The sequence below is a fragment of the Nereida sp. NH-UV-3 genome, from assembly GCF_042939535.1.
In the GTDB taxonomy this organism is placed as follows: Bacteria; Pseudomonadota; Alphaproteobacteria; order Rhodobacterales; family Rhodobacteraceae; genus Nereida; species Nereida ignava.
Window position 1 is genome coordinate 1,021,045 of sequence record NZ_CP132157.1, and the last position, 18,334, is coordinate 1,039,378.

Here is an 18,334-nt window from a genome sequence, read left to right on the forward strand (position 1 = left end):
AGCCAATAAAAAGAAACGAGCGCCAAGGAAGCAAAAATCACCTGTGAAAAGGTATCTCAAGTCCTCTTGATAATGTTCTTGATTGCGTGAAATTTATTCGCGAACAACCTCACTTGCTTTTTGAGGCCATAGGACCAATGTCGTCGAACACGACGTCGGGGCGCCGAAATTCCGTCAATATCACTCAGAACCTCTTCACGCTGAGTAACCAAGTTAGGCCAAAAACAGTACCCTTGGTTGTTTCTAGCCATTTCCTGGCGGCATTGTGTATCGATTGGCATGGCTATCTGGGACCGCCGAGCCAGAAACGCTTGCGCACCCTTGCGAGACCATAACAGACCAGAAGTCACCATCGGAAAATAGTGCGCATGTAAAACCTGTGATCCACTTGCAAACGAGCCGGCCCAATCAACAAGTCGACAAAGCTTGGATGCATGTGCCCCGAGATGAACCAAATGCCATTTCACAGAGCGCTCTTCAAAACACTCAATAAGTGTTTTGACATCGTTTAAAAGGAACGGATTAACTTCAATGTCATCCTCAAAGACCATTCCGTATTCCGCATCTGTGTCTAGAAATCTCTGCAGAGCGGTAATGTGACTTTTGTAGCAGCCGATTTCGCCACCACTCAACTCACGACCCAAGGTCTTCATGGCCGCCTTCGGATTATAGTCCTCTATCTGTTCAGTCGGTATTTTACGGCCATCAAAAGCAGGTATCCGAGTAAAGTCGATCCCAGCGTTTCTTAACTCGTGGGTCACATGAGCCAACCGCTCTTTACTGTCGTCCAGATTAATCACGAATGCTGGAATATTCATGGAAATGCCTCGGATGATCTTGGTGTACTGCTATGCATCTAACACGGCATAGAAGCCTGCTAAATACTCTTTTAAAGACTAATTTGCTCAATCGGCCCTTTGGGTGAAATCAACCGAGACCAAACACTGAAAAGGCTTAAGCACTGTTTGTGTGAACACATCGGACCACCTAGTGAAACACCAATAAATGGAGGCCGTTTGCTACTTTATTGCAGAAAAAGCACGCTAAACTTCTTGGATTGTTCTCGCCAAAACCAACAATGCCCCCCTAACAGAAAACGCCCACTCAACGGAGCGGACGTTTCCGTATCTTATCCAAGCTGTCTTACTTAAGCAAAGCAGACAGCTTTTCTTTTGCTTCCGCGTTCAGCCAGCTGCCCCAGACGTCTGTGTTGTTCGTCAGGAAGTAAACTGCGGCCTCATCATAGCTTGCGTTGTTGTCTTGCTGCCATGCCAACACGTCGCCCATCTGAGCGTTTGTGAAGCTGATGTTGCTCATCAATTCTACAATCTCTGGCTCACGATCGACCAAAGTGCCGGAGACAGCCGTTGTTACTTTTGCTTCTGGGTAGGCTGACAGTTTCGGCGTGGCACATTCAGCTGAGCTGTTACATGCGTGCGCTTCTGGATCATGCGCGCCTACGTCAACGCGGACCATCGGGTATTTGCCAAGCACAGATGTCGGCGCCCAGTAGTAACCAAACCATGGCTCTTTGGCCGTGTAGGCAGATGCGATGGCTGTTGCCAGTGTCTCGCCTGAACCATGCTGGAAACGCTCGATGCCGTTAGCTTCCAGATCAATTGCCTTGATATTGTTGTTGTTCACGATTTCACAGGCCCAACCCGATGGACAGTCGTGGAAACGACCACCGACCAACTCGGGGTTTGCCATAACGCCTTCCAGCGTGCGCAGTTCTGGGTGGGCATCCGCAAGATACTGCGGGATCCACCAGCCCTCAACGCCGCCGTCTGACAGAACATCGGCAACAACGACCAGCTTACCGGAAGCCACCAGTTCTTCATAAACTGGGATAGAATTCACCCAAGTCTCAGTAACGATGTCCGGCTCGCCGGTTTCAGCAACAGATGTCAGCGCAGGCACAGTCGAGGACGGCACAACAGTCACGTTACAACCGTAACCCTGCTCCATCAGAAATTTTGATACAGATGTCACAACCGCCGAAGACGCCCAATCCATCTCGGTAATGGATACATCACCGCAGTCTGCCATCGCTGTGGTTCCCATAAGGCCCATCGAAGTCGCGGCAACAACGCCAAGTAATGTCTTTTTCATTTCAGTCTCCCGTTTGAACTTCAGCACGTTCGCTTCGGTGAAAGGCTTATTCACGCGCACTGTTGCGCATAACCTCACCCAACGAGCACCGAGCCACAAGAGTTTTTGTCAAAAAACGTCACAAATGTCGCTTTTGTGCAATGAGCTAACCTAGGCATACGTTCAGAACATGCCGCGCCTGCACAATGGCCTACTCCGCGGCAACCAAATCTGAACGCTTTCGCTGCGCCAGCCTTGCCTCAGTTTCTTTCACAATGCGCAAAAATCTTGGGTGGATAAAATCTGCCTCATAGCCCGCGAGCGCACACACTTCGGAGAACTCTCTGGAAGGATAAGTCCCGATCCAGCGCGATGCGGAGATGAAATGCGAGTAGCCGTCAACGCCGCGGTTTACGTCGCGGATGTCTTGCAGCACACGCATTAAAACAGCCTGCCACAGAAGCTGATTTGCGCCGGTATCAATCATCGGCGCACCCCAGTTTGCAACTCAACCCGATGAGAACCCCACCATTTAATGCACTATCAGTCCTGCCAATATTATCCATTTTCTCAGATCGTTCCCCCACCCTCGCAAATTGCTAGCACAGCGAAATTTAGCTTAAAATACGAGCGGGCGGAAATGGAACTGAAACCACTAAATACCTGTAGTGTATTGTTTTTATTGCATTAAAAATGAGACTCTGCCGTTACTTGACTTTGGGCCGCCAAAAAGTACTACTTTGACACTAGGTTGGTAAATTTATGGCGAATGGTTTGTTACCCCGCCGCTGAAACGGCGCTAAATTAACAAGGTATGAGCCGACGCATGAGCAAAGACATCCCGGGCATCGCTGACTTCGATTTTGAGGCTCAAAATGCGAATCCCGATAAGCTGATCCAAGCTTGGATGCCTGAAATTGAAGCAGCCGCCCAAGAACATGTACCAGATGATCGCTTCATCGCGTTTTTGATCGCGGCACTTCGCCTGGGCGCGCGATCGAAAAACTTGCGCAGCTTAAACGTCATGCAAGTGGTTCAAGACGCAGGCTATTCGCGATCAACATTCTTTCGGCTGTTTGAAGGGCACACTACGTTTTTGCTGAAAGGGTATCAGCTGACCTGCCTGCTATCGACGAAAGTTTACGCGCAGCATCTTAGCAAGCACCGCTTTACATTGGACGAGTTTTGCAAATTCACAACAGATGTTTTCTACGGTGCAAACTGTACGGTTCCGACCGAAATCATCCAAATGCTTTGGCGCGAGCATGAGTTGCCACACCATAAATTCCACCCCCACCTTGCAGACTTGGCTCCGACCATTTCTACTTACTTGTCACGCAACGACAGCACCAAACATCTGGACATTGATCTTCAGGAACTGACAGGCGTTTTGCGTGATTTGGATTTGGCCATTTTGAATGCGCGGCTGGAAGGTGACCCGCTGTGGGGCACGCCGCTTTATTATCAAAAACTGAGAAAAATGTTGCAGGGTTACTTATTGACCTGCGGGTAAAACACCAAAAAAGATCAGTAAGCGCGGCCTCATAAATGACCGCGCTTACCTTTTATAGCTTAACTTTCTGGCGGCAGGATAACCGCATCAATGACGTGAATGACGCCGTTTGATGTCTCAATGTCTGCGGCCGTAACAGTCGCGCCATTTACCTTAACACCGTCCATTGTGCTGATTGTGATGTCAGCGCCGTTTACGGTGCCTGCGGTCATGCCGTCGGACAAATCAGTGCTCATCACTTTGCCGGCTACCACGTGGTAAGTCAGGATCGATGTCAGCGTCGGAATGTCATTCAACAGCGCGTCAACTGTGCCTTCGGGCAGGACCGCGAATGCATCGTCTGTTGGCGCAAAGACTGTGAACGGCCCTTCGCCTTTCAATGTGTCGACCAAGCCTGCCGCTGTTACGGCCGCCACAAGCGTGTTGAACGTGCCTGCCTCAACCGCTGTATCAACGATGTCTTTTGAGTGGCCACCCGCAAATGCAGCACCAGTGCTGACAGCGGTTGCGACTGCTAGTCCAAGGAATGATCTACGAAACATATGTCGTTCTCCATTAAATCGGCCGCGTTTTGCGGCGCAGTTACTTTAATGTTGAAGATACGCACGGTCTCAGCACTTGGATGTTGATCACATTTTTGTATGTCTGCTTGAAAAAAAGCCCTCTGCGCTAAGCTGGCCGTCCTGCGCGGATCAACTCACTTTTAGGTGAATAACTGTGATCGGCTTGTGTGAACGCTGCGATGATCCACTTTGATCCAGGACTCATTTTGCCAAAAAACTACCGCCAAAAACTGTCTTGGTTCGCCACAAACCACGCGTAGGTCTGGCGCAGCCCTTCGGCCAATTCAAGCCGCGAACTCCAGCCCATCCGCGACAAACGGCTCACATCCATCAGCTTTCGCATGGTGCCATCAGGCTTGCTGGCGTCATACCGAATGGTGCCCTCAAACCCCGTGACATCGGCAATTATTGCAGCCAACTCAGCGATTGAGATATCTTGCCCCGTACCCACATTGATATGGCTCAGCATCGGCTCTGTGTTGGCGCGGTAGGTTTCGGCATCAAGCCCCAACACAAACAGGCTTGCCTCAGCCATATCGTCTACGTGCAAAAACTCGCGGCGCGGCTTTCCTGAACCCCAGATGACAACCTCATCCAAGTTATTCTGAACCGCCTCGTGAAACCTGCGCATCAAGGCGGGCATCACATGGCTATGCTCGGGATGAAAGTTATCGCCCGGCCCATAGAGATTGGTCGGCATGACCGAGCGATAATCGACGCCGTGCTGACGGTTATAGCTTTCACACAGTTTGATGCCCGCGATTTTCGCAACCGCATAAGGCTCGTTCGTGGGCTCAAGCACACCCGTCAAAAGCGCACCCTCAGCCATAGGTTGACCAACTGCACGGGGGTAAATGCAGGACGAACCAAGCTGCAACAGACGGGTTACACCCGCCTCAAACGCTTGGTGGATCACATTACATTCAATCATCAGATTTTGGTAAATAAAGTCCGCAGGAAGTGTATTATTCGCGGCAATCCCACCCACCCGCGCTGCCGCGAGGATAACAATATCAGGTCGTTCAGCCTGCATGAAATCTCGCGTTGCCGCTTGGTCTGTCAGATCCAGCGCGTCAGAATTCCGCGTGATGATCTCCAGCTTTTCGCCCGCCGCACGCTGTGCTTCAAGGCGGCGCGTGATCGCCGCACCGACCATCCCGCGATGCCCCGCTACATAGATTTTCATGCCAACCGCCCCGCTATTCACCAAAAGAGATTGGCAAATCGTAACCGTGTTCTTTCAGCAGCGCATGACGACGCGCAGTCTTCAAATCTTCACGCACCATTTCGGCACACATCTGCTGCGCAGTGATCTGTGGTACCCAGCCCAGCTTCTCTTTTGCTTTCGTTGGATCGCCAAGTAGGGTCTCAACTTCAGCAGGCCTGAAATACCGTGGGTCAATGCGCATCACTACGTCCCCCACGCTTAAACCCGGGGCGCTGTCACCCTCAATGGCATCCACTGTCGCAATTTCATCAACGCCAGAACCGCTAAACGCCAACGTAATCCCCAATTCTTGCGCTGCCCATGTAATGAACTCACGGACGGAATATTGCTTGCCAGTGGCGATCACAAAGTCCTCCGCCGCACCTTGTTGCAACATCATCCATTGCATCCGAACATAGTCCAGCGCGTGCCCCCAATCGCGAAGGCTGTCGATGTTGCCCATGTAAAGACATTCTTCCAACCCTTGTGCGATATTTGCCAACCCACGGGTAATTTTACGGGTCACGAATGTCTCACCCCGCCGCGGGCTTTCGTGGTTAAAAAGTATCCCGTTACAGGCATACATACCATATGCCTCGCGGTAATTCACAGTCATCCAATAGCTATAAAGCTTGGCCACCGCATACGGAGAGCGTGGGTAAAAAGGCGTTGTCTCGCGTTGAGGGGTCTCTTGAACAAGGCCGTACAACTCGGACGTGGACGCTTGATAAAAGCGGGTCTTTTGCTCAAGGCCCAAAAGCCGAATTGCTTCAAGCATCCGTAACGTCCCAAGCGCGTCCACATCAGCCGTGTACTCAGGCGCCTCAAAACTTACTGCTACATGAGATTGCGCACCAAGGTTATAAACCTCATCCGGCTCTACTTCGCGCATAATCCGTGTCAAATTCGAACTGTCAGTCAGATCACCATAGTGAAGTTTCAATTGCGCATTTGGCACATGTGGGTCTTGGTAGATGTGGTCAATGCGATCTGTATTGAACAATGAAGAGCGCCGCTTGATCCCGTGCACTTCATACCCTTTAGCCAACAAAAACTCGGCCAAATAAGACCCATCTTGCCCCGTGATACCGGTGATCAGCGCTTTTTTCATTATACCAACACTTGTTACCGACACTATTTAATACGGTCGCACAGAAGATACTCAAAGACAACCATAGGTTGTTTTTCGGTGAAATTCTTCAATACCACTCGATATTGAAGACCAATGACGTCTCTGAACCAAACTAATTCCCTCAGACAAAAAAGACCCCACAGTCATGCAGGGCCTTTTCAAGTTGACGTCCGGTTAGTTCGCCAACCAAACCAAAGCCGCTTATTCCATAACGGGAATGGAAAACTCGCCGCCCTCTTTGATGCCTGACGGCCAGCGCGAGGTGACTGTTTTGGTGCGGGTGTAGAATTTGAACGCATCTGGTCCGTGCTGGTTCAAATCGCCAAAGACAGATTTCTTCCACCCACCGAACGTGTGGTAGGCCAGCGGCACGGGAATTGGCACGTTGATCCCCACCATGCCCACGTCCACGCGGTTTGCAAAGTCACGCGCGGCGTCGCCGTCACGAGTAAAGATCGCTGTGCCGTTGCCGTATTCATGATCCATCGCAAGGCCAAGAGCTTCCTCGTAGGACTGCGCGCGCACTGTTGACAGGACCGGGCCGAAAATCTCGTGCTTATAAATATCCATGTCTTTTGTGACGTTATCAAACAGGTGTGGGCCGACGAAAAACCCGTCTTCGTATCCTTGCAAATTAAAGTTACGCCCATCCACAACAAGCTTTGCTCCTTGGTCGATGCCGGTTTGCACAAGACGCTCAATGTTGGCTTTCGCGGCGGCTGTTACGACGGGGCCGTAGTCCACATCAGTGCCCGCAGTGTACGGCCCGACTTTCAACGCCTCAATACGTGGCACCAGCTTTTCGATCAACCGGTCAGCTGTTTCTTCGCCTACGGGAACAGCTACAGAAATGGCCATGCAACGCTCGCCAGCAGCACCGTAACCCGCACCGACCAAAGCATCTGCAGCTTGGTCCATATCCGCGTCAGGCATGATGATCATGTGGTTTTTCGCGCCGCCAAAACACTGGACGCGTTTGCCATTCGCACAGCCCGTCGCATAGATATATTCGGCAATAGGTGTAGAACCCACGAAGCCAACGGACTGAATGGTGTCATTGTGAAGGATTGCATCGACGGACACTTTATCGCCGTTCACAACCTGCAGAATACCTTTAGGCAAGCCGGCTTCTTCCATCAATTCCGCAAGCATCAGAGGCACGGATGGGTCACGCTCGGACGGCTTGAGGATAAACGCGTTACCGCAGGCAATCGCGGGCGCAAACATCCACATCGGGATCATCGCAGGAAAGTTGAACGGCGTAATGCCCGCCGTCACCCCAAGCGCTTGGCGCATGGAATACATATCAATACCGGGGCCCGCGCTGTCGGTGTATTCGCCCTTCAAAAGATGCGGCGCACCGATGCAATACTCAACCACCTCAAGACCGCGCTGCACGTCCCCTTTGGCATCTGGAACAGTCTTGCCGTGCTCGCGGCTCAGAGCCTCTGCCAGCTTTTGCATATCGCGGTTCAGCAGATCGACAAATTTCATCAACACCCGTGCGCGGCGCTGCGGGTTCACCGCTGCCCACGCTGGCTGTGCCTGTGCTGCAACCTCAACGGCATGGGCCATTTCAGCCTCAGAGGCCAAGGGCACCTGCGCCTGAACTTCACCTGTAGCGGGGTTGAACACATCCGCAAAACGGCCCGAGGTTCCTTTGACGTGGGCACCATTGATATAATGAGTTAGCTCTTGCATATGTCGGCTCCTGAAGGGGCGGTGTTTATCACCGCGCGTTAACAAAAAGCACCCGCAAGACGATGTATCACCGCCCTCCCTGCGCGTGCCTTAAGGGGTCACCGCAATGTATGGCGCGGCGCGCGGGCGCATTGCAAGCCCGATCACGCCGCTATGATGTGAAGCGCTTTAGTTGGCCCACTGCCAAGGCCGTGTGAAGCTGCCCAATACGTCTGTAACTTGCGCGTCGCTTACGCCCTCAACAGGAGTCAGCATGGCCAGCAAACCCTGCTTCTTGTTGTCTTGAACTTCGGCCACGCGCACCGCCAAACCCGCATCAGAAAGCGCCTTGTCGTAAATACGCGTGATCGCAGATTTGCGCAGATCAGGTTTGAAGACTTTGCCAACCGCGGTCTTGGGAAGCTCGTCTAAAACCTCAATATACTTGGGGAAAGCCGCGCGTTCATGGATGTTGGCCTTGGCGTATTCCATCAACTCATCGACGCTGACAGACGCACCTTGAACAAGTTCCACATAGGCACATGGCAACTCGCCAGAGTGCGCATCTGGTTGACCAATCGCACCCACCATCGCAACGGCGTCGTGACCCGCAAGGGCCTCTTCGATCTCAGCAGGATCAATGTTGTGACCACCGCGAATGATCAAATCCTTGGCCCGTCCGGTAATCCAAAGATAGCCGTCTTCATCAATTCGACCCAGATCGCCCGTGCGCAAATATGTGTCAAAATGATAGAGGTTCTGGTTCTTCTCGGCCTCTGTGTAGGTATTGCCCGCATAAACACCGTGGTTATCAACACAAACCTCACCGATCTCATCAACGCCCATCTCTTTGGGACCATCTGCGGTGTCCATCAGGATTTTCACATCCGTGTACGGCAACGGCAATCCGACTGAACCAACCTTCTTAAGACCGCCAACCGGATTACAGCTGACCAGACATGTGGCCTCGGTCAGACCGTAGCCTTCGACGATGTTAACGCCGGTCGCGCCTTCAAACTTCTTGAACAACTCCAAAGGCAGCGGGCTTGAGCCTGAAAACGCCGTTTTGATCGATGAAATATCAGCATCTACCGGACGCTGCATCAGCGCAGAAATTGCCGTCGGAACAGTAATGACAAACGTAATCTGCCAGCGCTCGATCAGCTTCCAGAAGTTATCAAACACCCCGTCACCGCGGTAACCTTGTGGCGTTGGAAACACCACATGCGCGCCGGAACTGATCATCGCCATCATAATCACATGGACCGCAAAGACGTGGAACATCGGCAGCGGACAGATCACATTGTCTTCTTCTGTAAACAGCAGCGTGTCACCGATCCAGCCGTTGTAAATCATCCCCGAATAGCGGTGCTGCGCCACTTTTGGCATGCCCGTGGTACCGCCCGTGTGGAAGTAAGCCGCCACGCGGTCACCTTCGCTATCAGCAAAATCAAGCGTCGTGTTCTGTGCGCCGACCGCGGCATCCCATTGGTGCACTTTGGCGTTGTGGGTGACAGGGTTTTTGGGGCGGATCAGCGGGATGATCATCTTCTTGACGCCGGCCACATACCGCAGCAGATCAACCTCAATCACGTGCTCAACATTCGGCGCAAGTGCTACCGCTTCGGCAGTTTTTTGTGCCACGTCAGTCTTTGGGAAAGCCTTCAGCGTGACAACAACTTTGGCCTTTGTCTCACGCAGAATGGCCCCGATTTGCGTGGCGTCCAAAAGCGGGTTCACAGGGTTCACGATGCCCGCGATCATACCGCCAATGACTGTCGCCGCTGTCTCGTTACAGTTGGGCAGCACAAATGCCACAGCATCTTTTTCACCAACACCAAGACTGCGGAACAAGTTGGCGGCCTGAACGCTGCGCGCGAAAAATTCATCCCAGGTCAGCGTCTCGGCTGCATCTTTCGGACCAGAGAAAATCTGATACGAAATCGCAGGGCGCGACCCGAAACGGTCCTTAACATCCTTCATAAACGCATACATCGTCGCGGGTCTGTCGCGGTCCGCATAGGGCATCGCGTTATTGATCGCAGTGATGTCATCTTTCGATGCGAAAATGGACATAGTGGTCTCCTCCCAAAGACAACGCGCCGCACCAAAGCCCGCGCGTTTTAGTATCGTGTGACCAAACGCAAATCACAGCAAGTGTGACGCCACGAAAAACCACAGCAATTGTCGAAAATTTAAGCCATTTCTGCAGTGAACTGCAATCGCGCAAGCCGCGCATAAAGACCGTCTTGTGCAACCAATTCATCATGGGTGCCGGTGGCTACGATCTTGCCTTGATCAAAAACCACGATCCGGTCCGCTTGCTTGATGGTCGCCAAACGGTGCGCCACAATCAACGTCGTGCGGTCCGCCGACAGGGTTTGCACCGCCTGCTGCACCGCGCGCTCGGACGCCGCATCAAGCGCGGAAGTGGCCTCATCAAGCAACAAAACAGGGGCATCACGCAAAATCGCACGGGCAATCGCAATGCGCTGTTTTTGCCCGCCAGACAGCATCACACCGCGCTCACCCACATAAGTGTCATACCCCTCGGGCAGCGCGCTTAGAAACTCATCGGCCGCGGCTGCTTTAGCGGCTGCAATAACCTCTGCGTCCGTGGCAGCGGGCATGCCAAAGCGAATATTATCCGCCGCAGAGGCTGCAAAAATGACCGGCTCTTGGGGAACCAAGGCGATCGCACGACGAAATGCCGCACGCTCCATATCACGCAGGTCCACACCGTTCAGCATAATGCGCCCCGCTTGGGGGTCATAAAAACGCTGCAGCAGCTGAATGATCGTCGACTTACCCGCACCGGACGGACCAACAAGTGCTACTGTTTCACCGGGCTTCACGCTGAACGAAATACCGTCAAGCGCCGCCGCATTGGGCCGCGCGGGATAGCGGAAAGTGACGTCCTCAAAGCTGACTGTGCCGTGCTTTGCATCGGGCAACGCAACAGGCGATGCGGGGTCCAGCACGGTATCTTCGGCGTGCAACAACTCAACCAATCTCTCGGTCGCGCCCGCCGCGCGTTGCAACTCGGACCAGATCTCGGACAAGGCCGCCACGGCGCCCGCAACCATCACCGCGTAGATCACGAACTGTACCAATTCACCCGCGGTCATCGCACCGGCGCTTACGTCATTTGCCCCGATCCACAGCACGCCAACAATGCCTGTGAAGACAAGGAAGATTACAATCACGGTCATCAACGCGCGGGTCAGCACCCGCTTTTTCGCAGCGACAAAACTCTTTTCCGTCACATCCGCGAATTGCGCGCGTGTGTGCCCTTCGGACGTAAAGGCTTGAACAGTTTGAACGGCCAAAAGTGTCTCGGACGCAGTGCCTGAGGACGCCGCGATCCAGTCTTGGTTCTCGCGGCTAAGCACCCGCAAACGGCGGCCCAACACAATGATCGGCACAATTACTGCGGGCACGATCAACAGCACCAACGACGTAAGCTTGGCCGAGGTCAACAGCATCAACACCATACCACCCAGCAAAATCAACGCGTTACGTGCCGCGATCGATATGGACGAACCGATGACCGACTGGATCAACGTCGTATCCGTCGTGATCCGGCTGAGCACTTCACCGGTCATGATCTTTTCGAAAAATGCAGGCGACAGACCGATAACGCGGTCAAATACGGCCATGCGGATATCTGTCACGACCCGCTCGCCAAGACGGGTGACAAGATAAAACCGCAGCCCCGTGCCCAACGCCAAAAGGCCCGCCACGACCAGTGCAGCCAAGAAATACTGATCAAGGATTTCCGCGTCACCGGTGTTGAAGTTATCCACCACGCGGCGCACCGCCAACGGCAACACCAAACTGATCACCGCCGTCGAGATCAGCGCAAAAACCGCCGCCACCAAAAGCGCCGTGTAAGGCTTAATAAACGGTACCAAACCACGCAGGGCCCCAAAGTCCTTCGACTTGGCGCGTTCTTCGTCAGTTGTGTTGGGCGGGGGAGTTTTGGAACGCGCCATGGGGCCTCAATTATCAGTGCGAGATCGCTATAGCCCTCCCCCCGCACAGGAGCAAGCCAAGCCACAGCCGTAACCTGCGACACGCAGTCCGAAAATCTGAAGGGATAAGATTGGAGCGGGTGACGGGAATCGAACCCGTATCATCAGCTTGGAAGGCTGAGGTCTTACCATTACACAACACCCGCGCTGCTGTCCGAATAAGTCAGTGCGCGACAATCGTCAAGCGGTTGTAGCTGATCTGCTCCTACAGACCCGATACCCCGCTAATCACCACATCTGCATGCGTCCAACTAATCAATTCTGCAACTATTTCGCAATTTGTCCGCCGGATTCATCGTATTTTCACTTAGTCGCAATTAGATACTAAAAGTGGACGGACATCCTACATAGTTCATTAACTAATTAGTGCTGGTCAAGTTCATAAGGGGGGCATACGAACGCCGTGTGTCCCCCCGCTTGATTACGCCAAGAAATCGCCACCAAATTCAAACAAAAACGGCGCGCAGGAAACCCCACGCGCCGTGATTAAACATAAATGCTACAGGCTTATTTTACCGCGATGCGACCATCTGTATATGGCGCATAAGGCCCTGATTTTGCCAGGTATTCCGCAACAACATCCGCAAGGTCCGGCCCAAAGTCGTAGGCGTTTTTGTCATCACCTGCGAACATTTTGTAGCCGTCACCCCCGTTACGGACATAGTTATTCGTTACAACCGAATACGTTGCTGCTGGATCAATCGCTTCAAAGCCCGTTGCGGTCTGCACCATCACGTCTTGGATACGGCCTTCATTTGGTGCCACCGTGGGATCAAATGTGAACTTCAAACCCGCAACCTGTGGAAAGCGGCCTTTTACTTCTTCAATCTGGCTCACACCGTTTTCAAGTGCCGCAATGACACCCGCACCATCAATCTGGAACGTCGACAACGTGTTTTGGAACGGCAGCACAGTGAAGACCTCGCCCATTGTCACTTCGCCTGCGTCGATGCTGGCCCGCAAACCTCCAGAGTTTGCAATAGCGATTGTCACACCTTGGTCTGCAACGCGCTCGAGCATGGCGTCCGCCACCAAGTTGCCCATGGCACATTCCATCACGCGGCACACCGCACGGTCGCCTTCAATCGGGGCTGCGGCACTGGCCACAACTTTCTGACGGATTTCATCAAGCGGTGCGGCCAACTCGGCAATGCGTGCCACAGTGCCGGCGTCTTCACCCACCTCAGACGATGTAATGATCGGCTCGCCCACGGCTTGGGTGATCACGCCCGCATCGTCGAAAGTCACGTTCAATTCGCCTAAAAACTTGCCGTAGGCATAGGCTTGCACGATTGCCGTGTCGCCAACCATCACGGGATAAACGTCGACCGCGCGCTCTTGGGTGTTTGACAGCAACGTGTTTGAGTGCCCGCCCACGATCACATCAACGCCCGTCACGTTTGCAGCAACGCGCTTGTCTACATCAAAACCAGAGTGTGACAGCACAACAATCTTGTTGATGCCTTGCGCGCTTAGACGGTCCACTTCGCCCTGCACGGCAGCAACGGGGTCACTGAAGCTGATGTTCGGGCCTGGTGAGGCCAGCTCGTCTGTGTCTTCTGGGGTCAGACCGATCATGCCGATCTTCTCACCACCGCGTTCAATCACTGTGGATTTCAGCAATTTATCCGCCAAAGCAGGTTCTGCCGAAAAGTCCGCGTTTGACATCAAGACCGGGAAATCCACCGCATCCATGAACCCGCGCAGCACTTCTGGGCCATCGTCAAACTCGTGGTTGCCCACGGTCATCCCGTCATAGCCCATTTTGTTCATCATCTCGGCGGCAACTTTGCCTTTATAATACGTATAAAAGAGCGAGCCCTGAAACTGATCACCGCCATCCACAAGAATAGAGTTGTTGCTGCGTGCACGTGCGTCTTCAACGGCTGTCACCAAACGGGCAGAGCCACCAAAGCACTTGCCTTCGGTGTTATCTTCCGCCGAGCACGGACCGTCATATTTGCTGATCGGCTCAAAGCGCGCGTGAAAGTCGTTTGTGTGCAAAATCGTCAGTGAATAGTCAGCGGCAGCAGCCCCCGCACTCACCGCCAAAGCAGCAACAGAAGTAAGCAGACGATTAATCATGTGGAATCCCCTTTGTCAGATAGCGCAAGCGTGGCGCACCCGGTGAATTGTGTCCAGTAGGCATCGCCTACCATGGGCACTTCATGGCCCAATAACGTAACAGATGCTTGACGGCTGCACATTTCGGCGGCACTTGAAGCCCCATGTTGATCTATAAAATCCTGCGGTCAGATGAATGGGCCGCCCTCCAAGACGCGGGCCAGACCCAAGGCGCGCCGATTGATGTCGCCGATGGCTATGTCCACTTCTCAACCGCAGCACAGGCAGGCGAGACCGCGTCCAAATGGTTTGCAGGTGTCGAAGACCTGTGGCTGCTGGCCTATGACGCTGACAACTTGGGCGACGCGCTAAAGTGGGAGCCCTCACGCGGCGGTGATCTTTTCCCCCACCTTTACCGCGACCTTCGTCTGGACGAGGCAAAATGGGCCGTGCCCCTGCCATGGGACGGCGCGCAACATCGCTTTCCGGCGGATATGACATGAGCATCATCGAAAACATCATGGAAACCGTTGGCATGCGCGTTCTGCGCAGCTTTGATCCTGAAACCGCCCACGGATTGTCGCTGAAAGCACTCAACGCAGGCCTCGCCCCAACGCCCGGCCCTATCACGAACGCACGGCTGGCAACTCAAATTGCGGGCATAAACATCGCCAACCCCATCGGCCTTGCCGCGGGTTTTGACAAAAACGCGCAAGCCATTGGCAAGCTTCAGCAGGCAGGTTTCGGCTTTTTGGAAGTGGGTGCCGCGACGCCCCGCCCCCAGCCGGGCAACCCCAAACCCCGCCTGTTTCGGCTGACCGAAGATGCGGCGGTGATCAACCGTTTTGGCTTTAACAATGACGGCATGGACGCCATCGCAACGCGACTGGCCACGCGCAAAACCACAGCAGATGGCGCGATCCCCGTGGGCCTAAACCTTGGCGCCAACAAAGACAGCACGGACCGCGCAGCAGATTTCGCTACCGTGATGGAGCGGGTCCGCGACGTGGTCGATTTTGCAACCGTGAACGTCTCAAGCCCCAACACCGAAAAGCTGCGTGACCTGCAAGGCAAAGCGGCCCTCGCCGAATTGCTGGCGGGCGTAATGGCGGTGCGCGGCACAACGCCCGTGTTCCTCAAAATCGCGCCGGACCTCAGCGATGCAGACATTGCGGATGTGGCGGACGTGGCAAATGACGCGGGCCTTGATGCAATCATCGCCACCAACACCACCCTGCGCCGCGACGGGCTTAATTCGGCACACGCAAATGAAGCGGGCGGGCTGTCGGGCCAACCCCTCTTCGAGATGTCGACACGTATTTTGGCGCGGCTCTCTGGTCTGACGGATATCCCACTTATTGGTGTGGGCGGCGTGGCGACACCGGCACAGGCCTATGCCAAAATCAAAGCGGGCGCCTCTGCGGTACAGCTCTATTCAGGGTTGGTTTACGGCGGCCTTTCGTTGGTCCGAGACCTTGCAAACGGGGTGGATACGCTTTTGCGCCAAGACGGGTTCGTCAACGTCAAAGACGCTGTTGGCACAGACCGCGACCGCTGGCTTTGATCAGCGCGCCGCGGCCCGTTCAAGGGCCGGGTACCTAAGACCCAACGAAATGCCGCGCGCCACAAAACTCAGCAGTAAACACAGCCACAGGCCGTGATTGCCAAGGGTCGGCAACAACACCACCGCACCGGCAAAATAAATCAGCGCCGAGACCAACATCATGTTGCGCATATCGCGGCTGCGAGTGGCTCCAATGAAAATGCCGTCCAACATCCATGACGCGGTCCCAAGCAGGGGGGCGGCAACCATGTAAGGCAGATACTCTCGCGCCGCCGCGCGCACATCGGGCGCGGTGGTCATCACATCAATCACCGCCCCACCAGCCAGCGCAAAAGCCAGCGCCAACACCGCGCAAATGCCCAACCCCCATCCGCTTGTCAAAATGGCCCCGCGCCGCAACCGCGCAGGATCGCGCGCGCCCATCGCACGGCCTACGATCGCCTCGGCGGCAAAGGCAAAACCGTCCATGGCGTAGGCCGTCACATATAAAAACTGCAACAGGATTTGGTTTGCGGCCAAATCCACATCGCCCATTCCCGATCCGAAAAACAGAAAAGACACGAAAATTGCCTGCAGCAACACCGACCGGATCATAATATCTGTGTTGACGGACATCATATTGACCAAGCGCGCTTTATCAAAAACCCGCGCCACGCTGCGCCAATAGGCCCCCAAAAATACCCCGCGGCACAGCCACAACCCAAAGGCCAGACCGGACCACTCGGCCATAACCGTGGCCCAAGCCACGCCGCTTACGCCCCAGCCAAGTTTCAGCCCCAACAGCACGCTTAACCCCATGTTAGCAAGGTTCACCAACAGCTGAATGGCAAACACGCCCATGGTGTTTTCGCGCCCCACCAACCAACCGGTAATGCCGTAAAGCGCGATGGCCGCAGGCGCGGACCAGACACGGATGCTCATGTATTCGCGGGCCAAGCCCTCAACCTGCGGACTGGCAGGCGAAATCATGAACGCCCCTGCAAAAAGGGCCACTTGGGCGGCAATAATCACCATGCCAGCACCAATCCCAATCAGCATCGCCCGCGAGAGCAGCGCCGCCATCTCGCCTTCGTCGCGTGCACCGGCGGCCTGTGCTGTCAGGCCCGCTGTGCCCATGCGCAAGAACCCGAAAACCCAGTAAATCGCACTCAGAATAATCGCGCCGATCCCCACCGCCCCGATGGGCACAGGATCACCAATTTGCCCCACAACGCCCGTATCAACAGCGCCCAAAATCGGCACCGTGGCGTTGGACAACACAATCGGCAGCGCGATGTGCAGCACACGTTTATGGGTCAAATGACCCGCGGCTGCGTCCTTGGGGCGCTGCGTTTTGGGATCAGGCGCTTGGGTACTCACCCGCGATCACGCGGGGCTGCATCCGCACCATCGTTCAGCTCTGGCATCACGAAATGCCCCGTCCCTTGGGCGAAAAGCTTGCTGCGGTTGTCTTGCCACGCCTCAACATGCACAGAGGCAAACCGCCGCCCCGACCGATTGATCCGCGCCCGTGCATAGGCATCGCGGGGCAAGCCCGAACGTAGGTAATCCACAGTAAAATCAATCGTCTTGGGCAAGCGCGGCAGGCTCTCGGGTGTCATCGTCTCAACGTCCAGCGCACCGCTTTCAACGTCGCTCCAGACCCGCGCCCAGCCCAGCTCAATAATCGCCGCTGTCTCCAGAAAAGCCGCCGTTGCCCCGCCGTGTATCGCAGGCAAAAGCGGATTGCCGATCAACTTGGGATCATAACGCAGAGTCGCCGTCAGCTCATCACCGCGCCGGTCAAATTCAATGCCCAAAAACTGCACATAGGGAATGCCCGACACCAACGCCTGAAGCGCACGGTCACGACGCTGTTTGACCACCTGAACCGGTTCGGGCGCGGGGCGGGTGTTTTTGTCAGACGCGCTCATTTCGCAAACTCCACCGTAAAGGCACCGGTTGCCGTGGCCACGGGCCGCCCCGTGTCTTCATCCATCGCAGTGGCCCGCACGAACGCGACCGATCGCGTGACGTGATAGCATTCCGCCCGCGCAGTAATAGTCTGACCTGGCGTGGCCGCGCGCATATAATCAATGCGCAAATCAATGGTCGCCGTCCCAATCGGCCCCGCGTCATGGCACAGCACCGCAGCCCCGCCGCATGTATCCATCAACGCCGACACGGCGCCCCCGTGGATCACCCCTGTAGCAGGGTCCCCCACCAGTTTTTTGTCATACGGCATGGTGATTTCGGCGACCCCTCCGGACACGCTTTGCACCTGCATACCCAAGGCAGTCGAATGTGGAATCGCCGCGATAAATTGCGCAGCAATCCGCGCTTGGCGATCAGCATTTTCAGGGGTGGTCATCTTAGCGGTTCTCCGTCAGTGCGCATCACAAAGCGCGGTGCAGCGGGCACAAAATTATGCAGCACCGCGCATACGCAACATTCACCTGCCAAACACCTTGTGCAAGTCTATTTCGTGATGCGCCACCGGCGAAGCG

General features: G+C 54.7%; 16 protein-coding genes and 1 tRNA gene. 3 read left to right on the top strand and 14 right to left on the bottom strand.

The window, feature by feature from the left end:
- Positions 1-56: 56 nt before the first annotated feature.
- The 3 genes from NeNHUV3_RS05085 to NeNHUV3_RS05095 all read right to left on the bottom strand — a co-directional run bounded on the left by NeNHUV3_RS05085 (position 57) and on the right by NeNHUV3_RS05095 (position 2,578).
- Positions 57-818 (bottom strand): glycosyltransferase family 25 protein, encoded by a 762-nt coding sequence (locus NeNHUV3_RS05085; protein WP_391482902.1) that lies wholly within the window; start codon positions 816-818, stop codon positions 57-59.
- A 325-nt stretch (positions 819-1,143) separates the two neighbouring features.
- Positions 1,144-2,112 (bottom strand): ABC transporter substrate-binding protein, encoded by a 969-nt coding sequence (locus NeNHUV3_RS05090; RefSeq protein WP_391482904.1) that lies wholly within the window; start codon positions 2,110-2,112, stop codon positions 1,144-1,146.
- 190 nt (positions 2,113-2,302) lie between these two features.
- Positions 2,303-2,578: a hypothetical protein gene (locus NeNHUV3_RS05095; protein ID WP_391482906.1), complete on the bottom strand. Its 276-nt coding sequence runs from the start codon at positions 2,576-2,578 to the stop codon at positions 2,303-2,305.
- A 327-nt stretch (positions 2,579-2,905) separates the two neighbouring features.
- Between NeNHUV3_RS05095 and NeNHUV3_RS05100 the strand changes: the two genes are divergently transcribed.
- Positions 2,906-3,604 carry a hypothetical protein gene (locus NeNHUV3_RS05100; protein WP_391482908.1) on the top strand — a complete coding sequence of 233 codons (699 nt, stop codon included), beginning with the start codon at positions 2,906-2,908 and terminating at the stop codon, positions 3,602-3,604.
- Positions 3,605-3,663: 59 nt separating this feature from the next.
- On the opposite strand, the gene NeNHUV3_RS05105 is transcribed toward NeNHUV3_RS05100, so the two are convergent.
- The 8 genes from NeNHUV3_RS05105 to NeNHUV3_RS05140 all read right to left on the bottom strand — a co-directional run bounded on the left by NeNHUV3_RS05105 (position 3,664) and on the right by NeNHUV3_RS05140 (position 14,305).
- Positions 3,664-4,146, bottom strand: coding sequence for a fasciclin domain-containing protein (locus NeNHUV3_RS05105; protein WP_391482910.1), 483 nt, complete (start codon positions 4,144-4,146; stop codon positions 3,664-3,666).
- Between the two features lie 238 nt (positions 4,147-4,384).
- A complete protein-coding gene (locus NeNHUV3_RS05110) occupies positions 4,385-5,353 on the bottom strand; it encodes a GDP-L-fucose synthase family protein (protein WP_391482911.1) in 969 nt (322 codons plus the stop codon).
- Positions 5,354-5,366: 13 nt separating this feature from the next.
- Positions 5,367-6,485: a GDP-mannose 4,6-dehydratase gene (gmd, locus tag NeNHUV3_RS05115; RefSeq protein ID WP_391482913.1), complete on the bottom strand. Its 1,119-nt coding sequence runs from the start codon at positions 6,483-6,485 to the stop codon at positions 5,367-5,369.
- A gap of 222 nt (positions 6,486-6,707) precedes the next feature.
- Positions 6,708-8,207: a CoA-acylating methylmalonate-semialdehyde dehydrogenase gene (locus NeNHUV3_RS05120; RefSeq protein WP_391482915.1), complete on the bottom strand. Its 1,500-nt coding sequence runs from the start codon at positions 8,205-8,207 to the stop codon at positions 6,708-6,710.
- Between the two features lie 168 nt (positions 8,208-8,375).
- Positions 8,376-10,262, bottom strand: a complete 1,887-nt coding sequence (locus NeNHUV3_RS05125) for an acyl-CoA synthetase (protein ID WP_391482917.1) — start codon at positions 10,260-10,262, stop codon at positions 8,376-8,378.
- Positions 10,263-10,381: 119 nt separating this feature from the next.
- Positions 10,382-12,181 carry an ABC transporter transmembrane domain-containing protein gene (locus tag NeNHUV3_RS05130; RefSeq protein ID WP_334067148.1) on the bottom strand — a complete coding sequence of 600 codons (1,800 nt, stop codon included), beginning with the start codon at positions 12,179-12,181 and terminating at the stop codon, positions 10,382-10,384.
- Positions 12,182-12,292: 111 nt separating this feature from the next.
- Positions 12,293-12,366, bottom strand: a tRNA-Gly gene (locus NeNHUV3_RS05135).
- 361 nt (positions 12,367-12,727) lie between these two features.
- Positions 12,728-14,305: a bifunctional UDP-sugar hydrolase/5'-nucleotidase gene (locus NeNHUV3_RS05140; RefSeq protein WP_048599289.1), complete on the bottom strand. Its 1,578-nt coding sequence runs from the start codon at positions 14,303-14,305 to the stop codon at positions 12,728-12,730.
- A gap of 143 nt (positions 14,306-14,448) precedes the next feature.
- On the opposite strand from NeNHUV3_RS05140, the gene NeNHUV3_RS05145 reads away from it, so the two are divergent.
- Positions 14,449-14,787, top strand: a complete 339-nt coding sequence (locus NeNHUV3_RS05145) for a DUF952 domain-containing protein (protein ID WP_391482919.1) — start codon at positions 14,449-14,451, stop codon at positions 14,785-14,787.
- Entirely contained in the window at positions 14,784-15,848 is a 1,065-nt protein-coding gene (locus NeNHUV3_RS05150) for a quinone-dependent dihydroorotate dehydrogenase (protein ID WP_391482920.1), read from the top strand. The genes NeNHUV3_RS05145 and NeNHUV3_RS05150 overlap by 4 nt, the downstream gene beginning before the upstream one ends.
- Here NeNHUV3_RS05150 and NeNHUV3_RS05155 read toward each other — a convergent pair whose 3' ends face one another.
- The 3 genes from NeNHUV3_RS05155 to NeNHUV3_RS05165 are packed head-to-tail and all read right to left on the bottom strand — an operon-like array spanning position 15,849 to position 18,198.
- Complete coding sequence (locus tag NeNHUV3_RS05155) at positions 15,849-17,207, bottom strand: MATE family efflux transporter (protein WP_391482922.1); 1,359 nt, start codon at positions 17,205-17,207, stop codon at positions 15,849-15,851. It abuts the gene before it with no gap.
- Positions 17,204-17,761 carry a PaaI family thioesterase gene (locus tag NeNHUV3_RS05160; RefSeq protein ID WP_391482924.1) on the bottom strand — a complete coding sequence of 186 codons (558 nt, stop codon included), beginning with the start codon at positions 17,759-17,761 and terminating at the stop codon, positions 17,204-17,206. The genes NeNHUV3_RS05155 and NeNHUV3_RS05160 overlap by 4 nt, the downstream gene beginning before the upstream one ends.
- The gene (locus tag NeNHUV3_RS05165; RefSeq protein WP_391482926.1) at positions 17,758-18,198 is read right to left on the bottom strand and encodes a PaaI family thioesterase; all 441 of its coding nucleotides are present in this window, start codon (positions 18,196-18,198) and stop codon (positions 17,758-17,760) included. Before NeNHUV3_RS05165 ends, NeNHUV3_RS05160 begins: the two co-directional genes overlap by 4 nt.
- Positions 18,199-18,334 lie beyond the last annotated feature (136 nt).